The organism is Rhodococcus sp. ACT016 (assembly GCF_050477185.1).
Taxonomy (GTDB): domain Bacteria; phylum Actinomycetota; class Actinomycetes; order Mycobacteriales; family Mycobacteriaceae; genus Prescottella.
In genome coordinates this window covers 2,730,920-2,746,278 of record NZ_JBEAET010000001.1, presented here as the reverse complement: position 1 = coordinate 2,746,278, position 15,359 = coordinate 2,730,920, and the positions used below count along the sequence as shown (strand labels likewise).

The 15,359-nt window shown below is 65.1% G+C and carries 13 protein-coding genes; 4 read left to right on the top strand and 9 right to left on the bottom strand.

The window, feature by feature from the left end; genetic code table 11:
* Nucleotide 1: 1 nt before the first annotated feature.
* Genes ACQ5DX_RS12675 through ACQ5DX_RS12665 form a run of 3 tightly spaced genes read left to right on the top strand, consistent with a single transcriptional unit; the run spans nucleotide 2 to nucleotide 3,634 of the window.
* On the top strand, nucleotides 2–1,249 hold the full coding sequence (locus ACQ5DX_RS12675) for a thiolase family protein (protein WP_430332960.1): 1,248 nt from the start codon (nucleotides 2–4) through the stop codon (nucleotides 1,247–1,249).
* Entirely contained in the window at nucleotides 1,246–2,799 is a 1,554-nt protein-coding gene (locus ACQ5DX_RS12670; RefSeq protein WP_430332959.1) for a class I adenylate-forming enzyme family protein, read from the top strand. The genes ACQ5DX_RS12675 and ACQ5DX_RS12670 overlap by 4 nt, the downstream gene beginning before the upstream one ends.
* Entirely contained in the window at nucleotides 2,777–3,634 is an 858-nt protein-coding gene (locus tag ACQ5DX_RS12665) for an SDR family NAD(P)-dependent oxidoreductase (protein WP_430332958.1), read from the top strand. The genes ACQ5DX_RS12670 and ACQ5DX_RS12665 overlap by 23 nt, the downstream gene beginning before the upstream one ends.
* A 179-nt stretch (nucleotides 3,635–3,813) precedes the next feature.
* Here the strand turns inward: ACQ5DX_RS12665 and ACQ5DX_RS12660 are convergent, their stop codons facing one another.
* The 4 genes from ACQ5DX_RS12660 to ACQ5DX_RS12645 are packed head-to-tail and all read right to left on the bottom strand — an operon-like array spanning nucleotide 3,814 to nucleotide 8,342.
* The gene (locus ACQ5DX_RS12660) at nucleotides 3,814–5,340 is read right to left on the bottom strand and encodes an AMP-binding protein (protein ID WP_430332957.1); all 1,527 of its coding nucleotides are present in this window, start codon (nucleotides 5,338–5,340) and stop codon (nucleotides 3,814–3,816) included.
* Nucleotides 5,337–6,578, bottom strand: coding sequence for a thiolase family protein (locus ACQ5DX_RS12655; protein WP_430332956.1), 1,242 nt, complete (start codon nucleotides 6,576–6,578; stop codon nucleotides 5,337–5,339). The genes ACQ5DX_RS12660 and ACQ5DX_RS12655 overlap by 4 nt, the downstream gene beginning before the upstream one ends.
* The gene (locus tag ACQ5DX_RS12650; RefSeq protein WP_430332955.1) at nucleotides 6,575–7,507 is read right to left on the bottom strand and encodes a fumarylacetoacetate hydrolase family protein; all 933 of its coding nucleotides are present in this window, start codon (nucleotides 7,505–7,507) and stop codon (nucleotides 6,575–6,577) included. Before ACQ5DX_RS12650 ends, ACQ5DX_RS12655 begins: the two co-directional genes overlap by 4 nt.
* 43 nt (nucleotides 7,508–7,550) lie before the next feature.
* Nucleotides 7,551–8,342 (bottom strand): cyclase family protein, encoded by a 792-nt coding sequence (locus tag ACQ5DX_RS12645; protein WP_430332954.1) that lies wholly within the window; start codon nucleotides 8,340–8,342, stop codon nucleotides 7,551–7,553.
* 315 nt (nucleotides 8,343–8,657) lie between these two features.
* Here ACQ5DX_RS12645 and ACQ5DX_RS12640 point away from each other — a divergent pair, with 315 nt between their 5' ends.
* Entirely contained in the window at nucleotides 8,658–9,266 is a 609-nt protein-coding gene (locus ACQ5DX_RS12640) for a TetR/AcrR family transcriptional regulator (RefSeq protein ID WP_430332953.1), read from the top strand.
* Nucleotides 9,267–9,533: 267 nt separating this feature from the next.
* On the opposite strand, the gene ACQ5DX_RS12635 is transcribed toward ACQ5DX_RS12640, so the two are convergent.
* From ACQ5DX_RS12635 to ACQ5DX_RS12615, 5 genes are all read right to left on the bottom strand, one after another.
* Entirely contained in the window at nucleotides 9,534–9,680 is a 147-nt protein-coding gene (locus ACQ5DX_RS12635) for a GNAT family N-acetyltransferase (protein ID WP_430335635.1), read from the bottom strand.
* Nucleotides 9,681–9,809: 129 nt separating this feature from the next.
* The gene (locus ACQ5DX_RS12630) at nucleotides 9,810–11,135 is read right to left on the bottom strand and encodes an MFS transporter (RefSeq protein ID WP_430332952.1); all 1,326 of its coding nucleotides are present in this window, start codon (nucleotides 11,133–11,135) and stop codon (nucleotides 9,810–9,812) included.
* Nucleotides 11,136–11,649: 514 nt separating this feature from the next.
* A complete protein-coding gene (gene lipA, locus ACQ5DX_RS12625; RefSeq protein ID WP_430332951.1) occupies nucleotides 11,650–12,642 on the bottom strand; it encodes a lipoyl synthase in 993 nt (330 codons plus the stop codon).
* Between the two features lie 40 nt (nucleotides 12,643–12,682).
* The gene (gene lpdA, locus ACQ5DX_RS12620) at nucleotides 12,683–14,083 is read right to left on the bottom strand and encodes a dihydrolipoyl dehydrogenase (RefSeq protein WP_430332950.1); all 1,401 of its coding nucleotides are present in this window, start codon (nucleotides 14,081–14,083) and stop codon (nucleotides 12,683–12,685) included.
* A gap of 33 nt (nucleotides 14,084–14,116) precedes the next feature.
* Complete coding sequence (locus tag ACQ5DX_RS12615) at nucleotides 14,117–15,349, bottom strand: dihydrolipoamide acetyltransferase family protein (RefSeq protein ID WP_430332949.1); 1,233 nt, start codon at nucleotides 15,347–15,349, stop codon at nucleotides 14,117–14,119.
* Nucleotides 15,350–15,359 lie beyond the last annotated feature (10 nt).

Below are 15,359 nucleotides of genomic sequence, written 5' to 3'. Positions count from 1 at the left end.
CATGACCACTGCTTCCAACTCTGCTTCCGTTCAGATAGCCGGCGCAGGAATGACTACCTTCGGCCGCCACCGGGACCGCTCCGTGGCCGACCTCGCCGCCGAGGCTGTGCATGCCGCGGTCGCTGACGCTGCTCTCTCCCTGTCGGATATCGACGTCGCGTTCTATGCAAACACCACGCAATCGCCGCTGGAAGGTCAGCACATGATTGGCGGACAGATTGCCCTGCGCAGACTCGGCTTGGGTGGAATCCCGATCTTCAACGTCGAGAATGCCTGCGCCAGTGGAACAAGTGCCTTCCACCTTGCGGTCGCTCACGTCAGGGCGGGGCTCGCTGACATCGCGCTGGCCGTCGGTGCGGAGAAGATGAATGTCGGTGATCGTGCCCGTGCGATGGCGGTGTTCGACGGAGCGTACGACACCTCGAGGCCCGAAACCCTCGTCGAGACCCTTGCCGAGCTCGGCGGCGACATCGATGACTCCACCATCGGTGAGCGCTCCGTGTTCATGGACATCTATGCGGCAGTTGCGCGTGCACATATGCGCGAGTTCGGTACAACTGCAGAACAGATCGCTGCCGTCGCCGCCAAGAACCACCTGCATGCCGTCCACAACGAACGTGCTTTCTACAGAGCAGGGATGACGGTTCGCGATGTGCTCGCCGCACGTCCTCTCGCGCCGCCGCTGACGGTGCCGATGTGTGCCCCGCTCACTGACGGCGCAGCAGCGGTTGTGGTGGGAAGCGCCGAGGCTCTCGGAAAGCTCGGCGTCCCCGATCCCGTCGATGTGATGGCCAGCGTGGTGGTGTCCGGTCACGATCGCGATCCCGGCGACTGGAATCGACACATCACCCGTGTTGCGGGGCGTGCCGCCTACCAACAAGCAGGTGTGGGTCCGGAAGATGTCGACGTCGCAGAGGTACACGATGCGACCGCATTCGCAGAGATTCTGGTGAGTGAGATGTTGGGTTTGTGTGAGCCCGGCAGCGGAGGAATGGAGGCGGCGAACGGAGCAACCGCCATTGGGGGGCGAATCCCCATCAATCCATCAGGCGGGCTCGAATCGAAAGGACACCCCCTTGCCGCGACCGGACTCGGTCAGATCTTCGAACTCGTCGAGCAGTTGCGCGGCAGAGCGGGGGCCCGGCAGGTCGCCGATGCTCGGATCGGCTTGACCGAGAACGGAGGCGGATTCCTCGGGTACGAGGAGGCCGTCGCTGCAGTCACCATTCTCGGAAGGACCGATTCGTGAGTGTTATCGACATGTTCGACCGCGGCTGGAGTATGGGTGGACACCGCACCGCCTATGTCAGTGAGCGAGGAACCTGGACCTACGACGAGGCGGGTGAGCTGTCCTGCCGGATTGCTCATGCGCTGCTCGACGCCGATCTGCCTGCCCAGGCCAAGATCGGTGTCATCGCCCCGAACGATCCACTGGCCTGGATCACCGTCCTGGGCACGTGGAGGGCCGGAATGGTCTGGGTTCCCTTGAACCCGTCCAGCTCGCAGGACGTTCTGGTCGATCTTATCGACAGTTTCGACTGCACCGTACTTTTCGTGCACAGCACCATGATCTCGATCGTCGACCGGATCCGTGCACTGGGGAAGGTCCGTCTGCTGGTGTGTATCGACGCACCACTCGGAGACGAACCTTCGCTGATCGATTGGTGCTCGGAGATGCCGAAGACAACACCGCCCATACATGTTCGACCTGACGATGTGGTCTCCATCTCGGCAACCGGAGGAACCACAGGAAGGCCGAAGGGCGTTGTGAACACGCATCGCTCCTTCGGCGTCACGTTCGCTCACTTCATGCTGGGCCTTACGTACGACGCTGACGAATCTGTGGTCAATCTCGCTGCCGCCCCTCTGACTCATTCGGCGGGCATGCTCAGCCTCCCGGTGTCCGCTCGTGGCGGAACCGTGGTGGTGATCGAACGGGCGGAACCGAAGGCGGTGCTGTCCGCTATCGAGAAGTTCTCTGTGACAGAGGTATTTCTGCCTCCGACGGTCATTTACCGGTTGCTCGAAATGGTCGAAGAGGAGAACTACTGTCTCGAATCCCTTCGCTATCTGATCTACGGTGCGGCACCGATGTCCGAGGAGAAGTTGCGTCGTGCGATCCAGGTCTTCGGCCCGACCCTCATCGAGTTCTACGGCCAGACCGAAGCCTTCGGTGCCATATCTTTCCTTCGGCCTGAGGAGCATCTTGTCGACGGCCGGCTGCGCACCGACGGCATCCTCGCTTCCTGCGGCCGCCCAGGACCGTTTGTGAAGGTCGAAATCCGTGACGACAAAGGAAATCCACTACCGGTGGGGCGCAGCGGCGAAGTGTGTGTAGCCGGAGACCTCCTCATGCAGGGCTACTATCGCGAGCCGACGAAGACTGCCGAGACCGTCGTCGAGGGCTGGCTCCACACTGGCGACATCGGCCACCTGGACAATGCCGGCTACCTCTACATCACTGATCGCAAGAAGGACATGATCATCACCGGCGGACTCAACGTATACCCAAGCGAAGTCGAGCAAGTCCTGTGGTCGGAACCGGCAATCCAGGACTGTGCGGTAGTTGGTGTGCCGCATGAAGATTGGGGAGAGCAGGTGGTAGCAGTCGTCGAGCTCAACGAAGGCGCCACTCTCGACCGGCAAGCTCTGATTCGGAGATGTAAGGACAAGCTCGGCAGCTACAAGGCCCCGAAACGGATCGATGTAGTCGATCGACTGCCACGCAGTTCGAACGGAAAGGTACTGAAGAAGGATGTGCGTGAATACTACTGGAGTGACAGTGCGCAGCGAATCTGAACTGGACATGCTCGATGACCGTTTGTCGGGCAAAGTTGCAGTCATCAGCGGCGCCGGTTCGCGTGGGCCTGGGATCGGCATCGGCCGTGCCTGCGCTGTCCGACTCGCCCGGTCCGGGGCCCATGTCGTTCTGGTCGACAACGTTGGGGCGAATCTCGAAGGCACCGTTCAGATGTGTGCCTCTCTCGGTGTGCACGTCTCGGCGGTCGTCGCAGACGTTGCTGATGATTCAACCTGCCGCGGCCTCGCCGCCGACGTGCTCGCGCAGCACGGCCGGGTGGACATCCTGGTAAACAACGTGGGTGTCACCGGCCCCGCTGGAAGCGTGGTGGATATCGACCTGGATGCTTGGCGAACGTGTCTGCGTATCAACATCGATTCGGTGCTTCTACTGTCCAGATACTTGATTCCTGCAATGGCCGGCAGCGGAGCGATCGTCGACATGGCCTCGGTCGCAGCACTGCGCGGCGGTCACCCGTCGGTCGCGTACTCGGCCAGTAAGGGGGCACTGCTCAGCCTCACCCAAGCCATGGCCGCGATGCACGGTCCCGACGGGATCCGGGTCAATGCCGTCGCGCCCGGTCTGGTGCACACACCGCTGATGGACGCACAGGGGCTGGACGAGCATGCGCGTCGACTCCGGGCCGAGGCTGCACCGCTTCGAACCGAGGGCACGGGATGGGATGTGGCAGAAGCGGTCCGCTATTTGGCTGGACCCGAGTCGCGCTGGACTACCGGAATTGTTCTCCCAGTCGATGCAGGACTCACAAGCGCCATCGACCCGGGTACCGCGCCCACCGTTACCACGACGGAAGCCAACTGTTGCGCGTCATGACGTTGTAGGCGCTGGCCCGTCCGGTGTGGGTCGAACAGAGCGGACGGGCCTTCCGGCGGCACGATGCGACCTACCGCAAACGCATCAGCCGACCGGAAGGCTGGTCCGGTATCCACAGCCCCACTGTCCGTCCGCGGCTGGCCTGGAAGCCATGATGACTCAGCCGCCGGCAAAGTTTCTTACTGCGCCGGATGTGTGTGTCGGAGAGCCTTCTTGTCGATCTTGCCCAACGGTGTCGTCGGTAGGGCGTCGTACACGTCGATGCGCTTGGGCGCCCAGACCGACCCCTTTGTGGTGCGGACGTGTTCGGTGAGTTCCCGAGCGGTGGCGGTGTGGCCGTCGTGGAAGACAACCGCGGCTGTAACGGCCTCGCCCCATTGTGGATCCGGTAGGCCGTAGACCGCGCTCGCCGCGACTGCGGGGTGGGTACCGAGGGCGTCCTCGACTTCGCGTGGATAGACGTTGAAGCCGCCGGTGATGATGGTGTCTTTCATGCGATCGACGATCGTGATCAGCCCGGTTTCGTCGCGGCGTGCAACATCACCGGTGTGGAGCCATCCACCCTTGAGCGCCGCTGCTGTCTCTTCGGGCTTGTTCCAGTAGCCGTCCATCACCAACGGCCCACGGGCGCACAGTTCTCCGGCTGCGCCGGTCGCAAGTTCCCGGCCGTTCGAATCGAGTATGGCGATCTCGACGCCCGGCATCGGACGTCCACAGCTGCCGAGGACGGCCGGATCGTTGCGGTGCTCGCTGGGGTCGAGCACCGTCAGCGCGTTCGGGGCCTCGGCCTGTCCGTAGTGTTGGCTCAGGATCGGTCCGAACAGCTCACGCGCCTGGACGAGACGCGTCGGGTCGGTGGGCGCGGCCCCGTACAGGATCCAGCGGAGCCCTGAAAGGTCGGCGTCGGCGGCACGTGGGTGGTCGAGCAGCGCATACAGCATCGTCGGGACGAGGAACGATGCAGAGACGCCGTCACGTTCGATCGCGTCGATGACCTTGTCCGGGTCGAAGGATGCGTGCACGTCGAAGCTTGCGCCCCGGAGCAGACCGGGAGCCACGAACAGGCCCGCCGCATGCGACATCGGTGTGGTGATCAGGAAGTTGGTGTTCTGTGGCCACGCCCAGGTGGAACAGGCGAACGCATTGGCGACGAGTGACCGGTCGCGCAGCATTACGCCTTTCGGTTCTCCCGTTGTCCCGCCTGTGTAGAAGAGGTACAGAGCCGGCCCTCGTGGGTCCTGGGGACTTGGCCGTGCCTCGGCGACGCGGCGGGTCAGTGCAGCCATCGTGATGGACTTTGTTCCCGCCTGGTCGGCTCGTGTGGGGAACCGGGAGTCGTCGACGACGAAGAGATCTGCGGCGCTGTCCCTGAGGACGACGCGGTCGGCCTCCGCCGTTCCCAGCGGGTGCAGCGCGACGTATCGCAAGCCCGCGAGGCACGCGGCAACCATTACGGTGAATGCCTCTGGTCGAGGGCCGGACAGCAGCGCGACGCCGCGTCCCGGGGCCAAGCCGAGTTCCCCGTAGACAGTGGCTGTGCGCTCGATCCGCTCGGCAGTGTCGCGATACGTCCATACTTGCCGTTGGCCGTGGTCGTCGGTGAAGCGGAACGCGACATGATCCGGGTGCCGCCACAGAGCGGTCAGAATCAGTTCCGCATACCCCGGCTCCATGTTCGGATTCGATTCTTCCGCAGAGAATTTCATCGTGTGTCTCCCAGGATGGTGACGGCGGCCACCGCCTCTTCGATGCCGTAGACACCACCGCCGTTCTCGGCGATAGCGATTCGTGCACCGGGTACTTGGCGTTCGCCTGCGCCACCGCGAAGCTGTGTGACCAACTCGAACACCTGCGCCAGACCGGTGGCGGACACCGGATGCCCGCGAGATTCGAGGCCTCCGGACGGGTTGACGGGGAGAGCGCCACCCAAGGCGCCGGCGCCCGAGGCCGACCACTGTCCGCCGTCTCCGATCGGGCAGAAGCCGAGGTTCTCGACCTGCTGAATCTCGCCGAATGCGGTCGCGTCGTGCACTTCGGCGACATCGACGTCGCCCGGCCCAACACCCGCCTGCTCGTAGGCGGCGAGGGCGGCTCGACGCCCGATGTGGTTGTGTGCGTCGTCTGCGACTCGGTCGGTGCCCGACACCAGCGCACTGCCGAGGACCGCGACTGCGCGGTCATTGGATGCGGCCCGGCCTGCGAACTCGGCGCTCGCCACAACGACTGCCGCAGCACCGTCGCTGACGGGTGAACACATCGGAACGGTCAGCGGCCAGGCGACGCGCCGTGCGGCCAGTACCTCGTCGGTAGTGAACGATCTGCGGAACTGAGCGCGAGGGTTGTGCACCGAGTGGGCATGGTTCTTGGCGGCGACGGCGGCCAGTTGCGATTCGGTGGTGCCGTACTGCTGCATATGCGCGCGGGCCAGCGCCGCGTAGACCTCCATGAAGACCGACCTGTCCCCGGGCGCGGTGTCGAGCTGCGGGGGGAGAGGGTCGGCGAGCGCCGCCAGAGTCGCGAGAACGTCGTCGCGGTTCGCCACGTCGAGAGCACCGTCGAAGACGGCCAATCCCCGCGCGGGGTCAGCACAGACGAGCTTGTCGACACCGGTGGCCAGTGCGACCTCCGACAGTCCGGCACGGACGTGAGCGATCGCCAACCAGAGCGCAGTCGCGCCGCCGGCGCATGCGTTCTCGACGTTCACCACCGGCACCCCGACGAATCCATGCGGGCGCAACGCAACTTGGCCCGGGATCATGTGCTGGTGGTCGAGAGCCTTCTGGCTGACGGTCGCATGGAAGACCGCACCCACATCGGAGCGTTCCATGCCCGCATCGGTCAGCGCGTCAGCCGCCGCGGCGCCCACCAGGTCGGAGGCGGTCTTGTCCAGGTGCCGGCCGAAGGGAGTGGCGCCGACTCCCAACACCATCACATCCCGGCTCATGCCATCACCCTGTTGCGCAGCACGCCGAGGCCGGTGACCTCGAGCTCGATCACATCGCCGGGTTCGAGATAGCGGCCGTGCTCGAGCCCACAACCAGTCGGTACCGTGCCCGAGCACAACACCTCGCCCGCGTGCAGCCGGGTAGAGGTGGAGGCAAACGTGATCATGTCCGCGAAGCTGTGGTGCATGTCGGCACTGGTTCCGCGGCTCACTTCCTCGCCGTTGATCCGCGCGACCATCTGCAACCGATACGGGTCGCCCACCTCGTCGGCCGTGACGATCCACGGACCCAGCACGTTGGAATCCGTGAAGTCCTTGCTCTTGCTCAGCCCGAGTCCCGTCGAGATCTCCTCGAGCTGGGTGTCCCGGGCACTGAAGTCGTTGAAGATGGTGTAGCCGAAGATGTGGTCGTGAGCATGCTCGCGGGGGATGTCCATTCCACCGCGGCCGAGCACGCAGGCGAACTCCAACTCGTAGTCCCTGACCTTCGAGTAGGCCGGCCACCTCACCTCCGAGCCGTGACCGGTCACCGACAGCCGGTTGGCGACGTAGTACAGCGGGCGCTCGAGCTGAATTGCGGGGAGCTCGACCTCGCTGACAGGGATGCCCTGGATTCGCGCCCTGGCGTTGCGGAAGTGGTCCATGAAGCACCCGAAGTCGCGGATCTGCACGGGCTGGGGGAGGGGCGACATCCAGCGAACCTCGCCCGCCTCGATGACGGCCTCGTCCGGGGATGCGGCGGCGATCCGATCGAGCATCGCTCGCACGGGGTCGCCGCCGTCGATGATGCGCTGCATGGTGGACAGCTCCGGGGCAGGTTCCCCCGTCATCAGGCCATGCGCTCGGCCGAGCAGCAGGAGTGTTCCGCCGTCCTCCAGCACGAGCGCGGTCTGCTCGGATGCCTCGTACTCAATGGTCGCCAATTTCATTGGTGATCAGTTCCTTTCATGGTCGGGTCACTGTGTGGCGAACTCAAACGAAGGCGACGACGCGGGCGGGTGCGGCGCTGGCGCGGGCAAGTTTGATGGGGAAGAACGCCACCCGGAACCCGGACGGTGGCAGCGCGGCGAGATTCGTCATCTGCTGGACGATGAAGACCTCGCGCTCGCGACCTGCTCGGTGTCCGTCCCACAGCACCGAGTTGTCGCCGGTCTCCTCGAACTTGCGCGCCATCACCGCGAAGCTCAGGTCCCAGCCGGCGGCGTCGGTCCCGAGGACCTTGGCGCCGCGCTCGGCGAGGAACAACGTGCCCTCGCGGCTCATTCCCGGGTATTGGAAGAACTCCCGGTCGGCCAGGGTGAATCGCTCCTGCCCGGTACGGAGCAGGACCGCGCCGCCGGCCGGGATCGGGGCCCCGTTCTCCGCCAGCGCCTGTTCGAGCGCGTCGACCGAGATGGCGGTGTTCGCCGCGCAGCGATCCCTGAGGTCGAGAACGATTGCCTCGCACCACAGCTCATCGAGAGCGATATCGGTGATCGTGCGGGACGGGTTGCCTTCGCAGGTGGATCCGTAGTGCAGCGGCGCGTCGACGTGCGTACCGAGATGTGTGTTGAAATCTGTCAGCATCTCCGAGCCCCACCCCTCACCTTCGGGCAGATCCTCGACCGAGCACCGCATCGCCGCCGCGAACTCGTCCCGGCCCGTACCGGCCGGATGCGCGTAGGTCACGGTCGGCGCGACTACTGCGGCCAACGGCCGCAGCTGCTCCGGCAGTAGATCGCGATCCGCCGGGTCCAACGTCCGCGTCAAGTCGATCAATTGCACGATCACTCACACCCTTCCAACTAAGTTATTGGACGGTCAGCATAGAACTGGACGAGTGACATAGGCAAGGGTCTGGCGACCGGGGAGTGCTGCGCTTGACTGCCCGGGCAGCGCTTCGATCTGCCTCGGACCGGCCGGACGGGATAGCGAGAAGAGGTTGCCCCACCTGCGAGAACCCGTCTGCAGCGTCGATCGAGGACGGTTATCCGATCACTGGACCGCTAACATAGAACGTCCAGCGTGAGGCCCCCGGCCATAAGCACAGGCTCGCCCCGCCACGCGCTCACAGCGATCCAGGACGAGGCAGAAGACACGATGGCATCGACACGCAAGCAGGAAATCTCCGAGGAGACACGGCGGCGACTCGTCGCGGCTGCCACCGAACTCGCGGCCGAACGTGGGGCCACAGCCATGTCGATCCAAGCCGTCGCCGAACTGTCAGGTATCAGCCGCGGCTCAGTCGCATGGCACTTCGGATCGAAGGACGGACTGATTCGCGCAGTAGTCGAGGAATCGTTCCGGTGGGCGCTGACCCAGCTGCGAGACAACCTCGCAGCTGCACCCGAACAGGGCGTCGCGGCACTCATCGAAGCCAACTTCGCAATAATGTCGCAGCCCGAGGCGCGGATCTTCGCGACGATCCTCCTCGAGGCGACGAGCAAGGATTCCCCGGTGCGCGACACCTACGCCGAGCAGTATCGGACACTGCGCCGCTATTACGCCGACTACCTGCGGTCCGTTTCGGCGCCCGTCGCTGACCCGGACGCGGTGGCAGTGGCGCTCCTGGGCGGAACGCTGGGTATCAACATTCAGCACCGCCTCGACCCAGACCACGTGGATCGACGGGCCGCAGTGACCGCGCTCGAGAACGTCTACGCACGCGCACTGACGAGAACCCACACGGGCACAGACGTTCCTGACTGACCTGTCAACCCGAGCTGAACGAACGGGGTCGAATGCCTGGGCTTCGACGTCGGCACAGAACTGCCCGGCGAGGTGTGTGGGTCTTCAGCAAAGTAGCGTGGTTCTGCGGGTTGAAAGTGGCGAGGTCTCGCAAGATTGTGACGACCTCGGTGACCCGATCTTGGACGCACTCTGCAGCGATCGCGGCTTGACCGAGGTCGTAGGAGAATCCGCATTGGGCACCACATGTTTCGGTCACCTCCGCATTGTTGTCGGCGGGGTGGCGGATCAGGGCACTACTACCGTCAGCGACGTGTCAGTCAGTTGGAAACCGAGCTTCTCGTAGACCCGGCGCGCCGGATTCGCATCGCTCACAACAAGGGAGACGTCGGTCAGCCCGTCGGCTGCGGCAGCGCTGAGTACTCGACGAAGCAGGTCGGCCCCACCAGATGTGAGGCGACGCTGCTCGTATCGGCCTCCGAGGCACTGGGCTGGATCGCTTGACGACGAGGCCGGTGACCCGTCCCAGCTGGACGGGTCACCGGCCTCGTCATGTTCGATGCGTCAGCGGTCGAGACGCACGTCGTTGAGGTTGATTCCCCGGGTCTCCTTGAAGAAGAACGTCGCCACGAACCCGATGCTGCAGAGTCCCATGACGTACAGGTTGAAGACCCACCCCTTGTCGAGTGACACGAAGAGTTGGTTGAGATAGGGCGCCGTGCCACCGAACAGTGCGACAGCGATGGAGTAGCTGAAGCCGACGCCGCGGCCACGGAGTCGGGTCGGGAAGTTCTCCGCCAGCAGCGCGGGGAAGATCGAGTTGCACATCGCCCAGATCGACAGGCCGGCTGTGACGGTGACGAACAATGTCCACGGCTGGTCGTTGACCAGTGCGGTGAAGGGGAATGTGATGATGACCGCGAGTGCCGCGTATCCGAACATCATGGGCTTACGGCCGATTCGGTCGGACAGGCGGCCCATGAAGGGGGTGATCACGAGGCAGATGAGCTGGCCGAGCGCAGTGACCCAGTACGCGGCTCCGGGAGACATCCCCTTCTCGCTGATGGCGTACGTCGTCATGAAGGTCATCCAGACGTAGTTGAAGCAGGTCAAGCCAGCGATGAAGGCGATCAGTCGAACCGCAGCAAGCACCACCGCCCGGCGCGCGGGGGGTTCGACCGGGTCGTTTTCCTCCGCCTGGGTCTCCGTGAATACATCGCTTTCGTGCATCTCACGGCGCATCCACAGCACCACAACGGCCATCACACCGCCGAGCAGGAAGGGAATCCGCCAACCCCACTCCTGCATCGCATCGGCACCCAGGACGGAGGTGAGCGCGGCGCTGACCAGGAACGAGAAGAGGCTACCGCCGATGATTGCCGTGCCGGCTGCGGAGCCCCACAGGCCGCGGTGCGCCGGAGGCGCGATCTCGGAGACGTATGTGGCCGAGGCCGACGACTCGCCACCGTGCGCGAACCCCTGAATGCAGCGTAGGAGCAGCAGCAGCGCCGACGACCAGATCCCGATGGAGGCGTAGGTCGGCAGGAGGCCGATTGCGAGGCAGGCCGCAGCCATCGAGAGCATGGTGCTGATGAGGACCGCGCGTCGACCGATCCGGTCACCGATGATGCCGAAGACCACCCCGCCGATGGGTCGCATCAGAAAGCCGACGGCGAACACCGCGAAAACGGACAGGAGCGCGGCACTGGGATCGGATGAGGCGAACATCGCCTTTGCGATGAACGGTGACAGCGCCGAGTAGGTGGTCCACTCGTACCACTCGAGGATATTGCCTGCCGTGCTGGCGCGGAGGGAGCGACGGCGCTGCGCGTCGGACAGAGGTGTTGTCGCGACTACCGATGGTGGCGATGTGGCGTCGGATAGTGTCACTGGGGTGGTTCCTTTCGGATGGAATGTCAGCGCCGGACGGCCGCCTTGGGGTGTGGTTGCGCTGACACGGGCAGCGGCGCATCAACGGCGCCTTGACGATTGGTGATTGCTCGGCATCGGCGACGCCGGGCAATGGTGGTAGGACGGACTCCGGCCCAACCCGCGAAGATCACGATCGAGCCCGGCCCGGTACCGCGACGGTTGGTGGACCGGATCTGCACCGGCTCACCGACACCGCCACCTGTCCACGAGCTCGCGTGGATGGCGCATTGTGTTGTTCGGCAACGCGTCTCGACCAGGGCCGCTCGACGCGTCGGCACCTGGGCGGTCCTGACCAGGTTGTCGAGACCTCGGCGGCGACTGAACCCGACGGGGCCGCAGGCACGCCCGAAGGTGCGTCGCCGCATTGGTCGGGCCGGCACCACGGGCTTCACCCGTGATCGTGGCCGATTGGCCGGACAGGTCCGGGTAGGCGGCGTGGATGTCGGTCATCGGGGGTCCTTCTCTCCGAAGATCAGAGTGTGTGTACTTCCTGGACTGTGGTTCCTTTCTCGGCGAGGTGGGCCTGGCCGGCGGGCAGTGGGCGGCCGTGCTTGGCCATGGCCTGCGCGTAGAGGCGGCCGGCCCGGTACGACGAGCGGACCAGCGGCCCCGCCATCACCCCGGCGAACCCGAGTTCGGTGGCGAACTCGGAGTGCTCGACGAACTCCTCCGGCCTGACCCAACGTTCGACGGGGTGATGCCGCGGCGAGGGGCGCAGGTACTGGGTGACGGTGATGATGTCGCACCCGGCCTCGTGCAGGTCCACCATCGCGGACTGCACCTCCTCCGGCGTCTCACCCATTCCGAGGATCAGGTTCGACTTGGTGACCAGGCCGAAGTCGCGGGCGGCGGTGATCACATCGAGCGAACGCTCGTAGCGGAACGCCGGGCGGATCCGCTTGAAGATCCGCGGCACCGTCTCCAGGTTGTGCGCGAGGACCTCGGGGCGCGCGTCGAACACCTCCGCCAGCAGATCCGGCTCGGCATGGAAATCTGGGATCAGGTTCTCCACACCGGTGGTCGGGTTGAGGGCATGGATCTGGCGGACCGTCTCGGCGTAGAGCCAGGCGCCCTCGTCGGACAGGTCGTCGCGGGCGACGCCGGTGATCGTCGAGTACCGCAGGCCCATCGACCGGACCGATTCGGCGACCCGGCGCGGCTCGTCGCTGTCCAGGTCGGCGGGTCTTCCCGTGTCGATCTGACAGAAGTCGCAGCGCCGGGTGCACTGGTTGCCGCCGATGAGGAAGGTGGCCTCGCGGTCCTCCCAGCATTCGTAGATGTTGGGGCACCCGGCCTCCTCGCAGACCGTGTGCAGACCCTCGGACTTGACCAGCGATTTGAGTTCGGTGAACTCCGGGCCCATCTTCGCGCGGGTCTTGATCCAGTTCGGCTTCCGCTCGATCGGTGTCCGCGCGTTGCGGACCTCGACACGAAGCAGTTTCCGGCCTTCCGGAGCCACCGTCATCACTGCGCCCTTTCATGAGACTGACCGACACCAGGTGGCGTCAGAGGTTGATCATGTGACCTGCTAGACCGTGGAAGGCTTCCTGTAGCGCTTCGCTGAGGGTCGGGTGCGCATGCACATTCCGGATCAGATCCGACGCGGTGAGTTCGAACTTCTGCGCCAACGTCAGCTCAGGAAGGAGCTCCGTCACCTCTGGTCCGATCAGGTGGCCGCCGAGCAGCTCACCGTACGTGGCATCGGCGACCAGCTTGACGAAGCCAAGCGGATCTCCGTGCCCGTGCGCCTTGCCGTTGGCGCTGAACGGGAAGGTGGCCACCTGGATGTCCCAGCCGTTCTCCTCGGCGCGCTCGCGTGCCTGCTGTTCGGTCCAGCCGAAGCTGGCCACCTGCGGTTGGCAGAATGTCGCCCGCGGAATCATCGGGTAGTTCACCGCGACAGTGCGCACCCCGGCGATGGTCTCGGCCGCCACGACTCCCTGTGCCTCGGCGACGTGCGCGAGCATCAGCTTGGCGGTGACGTCGCCGATCGCGAAGATGTGTGGAATCGACGTGCGCATGGCGTCGTCGACCTCGATTGCACCATGATCGGTCACCGTCACACCGGTGGCGTCGAGACCGTAACCGTCGATGTTGGGCGCGAAACCGATGGCCTGGATGACCTTGTCGGCCTCGAGCTCCTGCTCTGTTCCGTCACGGGTGACGACCACCGTCACCGTGTCGTCAGACTCGACGATGCGCTCGACTGCCGTCGAGGTGAGTACGGTGATCCCGTCCTTCTTGTACCGCTTGGCAAGTTCGGCCGAGACCTCGGCGTCTTCGAGGGGAAGAATTCGGTCGGCGTACTCGACGAGAGTGACGTCGACCCCGAAACTGTTGAGCACATACGCGAATTCGATGCCGATCGCACCGGCGCCGGCGATCACGACCCGGGCGGGCAACTCCGAGGCCAGAATCTGCTCCTCGTAGGTGACTACTCGTTCGCTCGACGAGGTGCCCGGAAGCAGTCGGGGCTTGGCTCCGGTGGCGATGATCGCGTGATCGAACGTCACCGTGACGGGGCTGGGACCATCGACTTCGATGGTGTGGGCATCGACGAAGCGGCCCCGGCCGTTCAGCTCGGTGATGCCGTTCTTCTTCATCAGGTAGTGCACGCCCTTGGTGCGCCCGTCGGCGACGTGGCGGCTCCGGCGGAAGGCCACGCCGAAGTCGAGCGACACGTCACCCTGGATACCGAAGGTGTCGGCCTCCTTGGTGACGAGGTGAGCGATCTCGGCATGCCGGAGCAACGCCTTCGATGGAATGCACCCGACGTTCAGGCACACACCGCCCCAATACTTTTCCTCGATGACAGCCGTCGAGAGCCCCAGTTGAGCAGCCCGGATTGCGGCAACATAGCCTCCGGGTCCGGCGCCGAGGACAACGACGTCGTAGTGGTCGGTCATATTCTGGCTTTCTGTGTCGGACCGGTGGGGTCGTCAGGCGAACATGCGCAGCGGGTTCTCGAGGACATCGGTGAAGTGCTTCATCCACTCCGCGGCGTGAGCGCCGTCGACAGGACGGTGGTCGACCGAGAGCACCACCCGCAGCACGGTGGCCACTTCGAGCCGGCCGTCGACCGCGACGGGCTCCTCGGCGGCGGCGCCGACCGCGAGAATCGAGGACTGCGGGGGGTTGATGATCGCCGAGAACTCCGGGACTCCGTACATCCCCAGGTTGGAGATCGTCGTCGAGCCACCTTCGAGCTCGGCCTGCTTGATCTTGCCCTCCTGCGCACGGACGACGAAGTCTTTTGTAGCAGAGGCGATTTCCGAGATCGACAGCTTGTCGACATTGCGCAGGACCGGTGTCAGCAGCCCGCGGTCGGAGGCGATGGCGACACTGATGTCGACGCCGTCGAACCTGCGGATCGCATCCGGCGTCCAGATCGCGTTCATCTGGGGCACCAGCTGGTGTGCCTTAGCCAGCGCCTTGATCAGCATGTCGTTGACCGAGATCTTGGTCGGGCTGATCTGGTTGAGTTGAGCTCGCGCCTCGAGCAGCGCATCGACGCGCGCCGTGCCGTGGATGTAGAAGTGCGGCTGGGTCTGCTTGCTCTCGGTCAGGCGCTGGGCAATGGCGCGCCGCAGCTTCGAGTGCGGCTCGTCGGTGTATCCGGCCCCCGCGGCCGCTGCCGTCGTGCGAGGCGCGGCATCGACGGCACGGGAGGCCGCCGCGAGGACGTCACGCTTGGTGACACGCCCGTTCGGGCCAGTGCCCTCGATCCCGGAGAGGTCGAGCCCGGCGTCTGCCGCGAGCCGCCGTGCGAGCGGACTGGCGAAGATGCGGCCACGGGGCGCCGTCGCCGTCGCCGGCTTTGGCTGCGCGGTGGCGGGCGCAGCGGCGGCGGGCGCGGGTGCGGGCGTGGCGGCGTGCGCGACGTCGCTGACGCCGAGTTCGGCGAGGAGCGTGTCAATGTCGGCCACCTTCTCTCCCTCGTCACCGAGGAGGGCGATCGGTGCCCCGACCTCGACCTCCGAGCCCGCCGGCACGAGTGTCTTGAGGAGAACTCCGGGGTACTCGGCTTCGACGTCGACGACGGCCTTGTCGGTCTCGATGACAGCAAGAGCGTCGTCGATCGCGAAGGTGGCGTTGTCGGCGAGAGGCCATTCGGACAGGACGACGGTGGTGGCGCCTGCTGCCACTTCGGGCATGCGCAGTAGTTTCGCCATGGTTGGTACT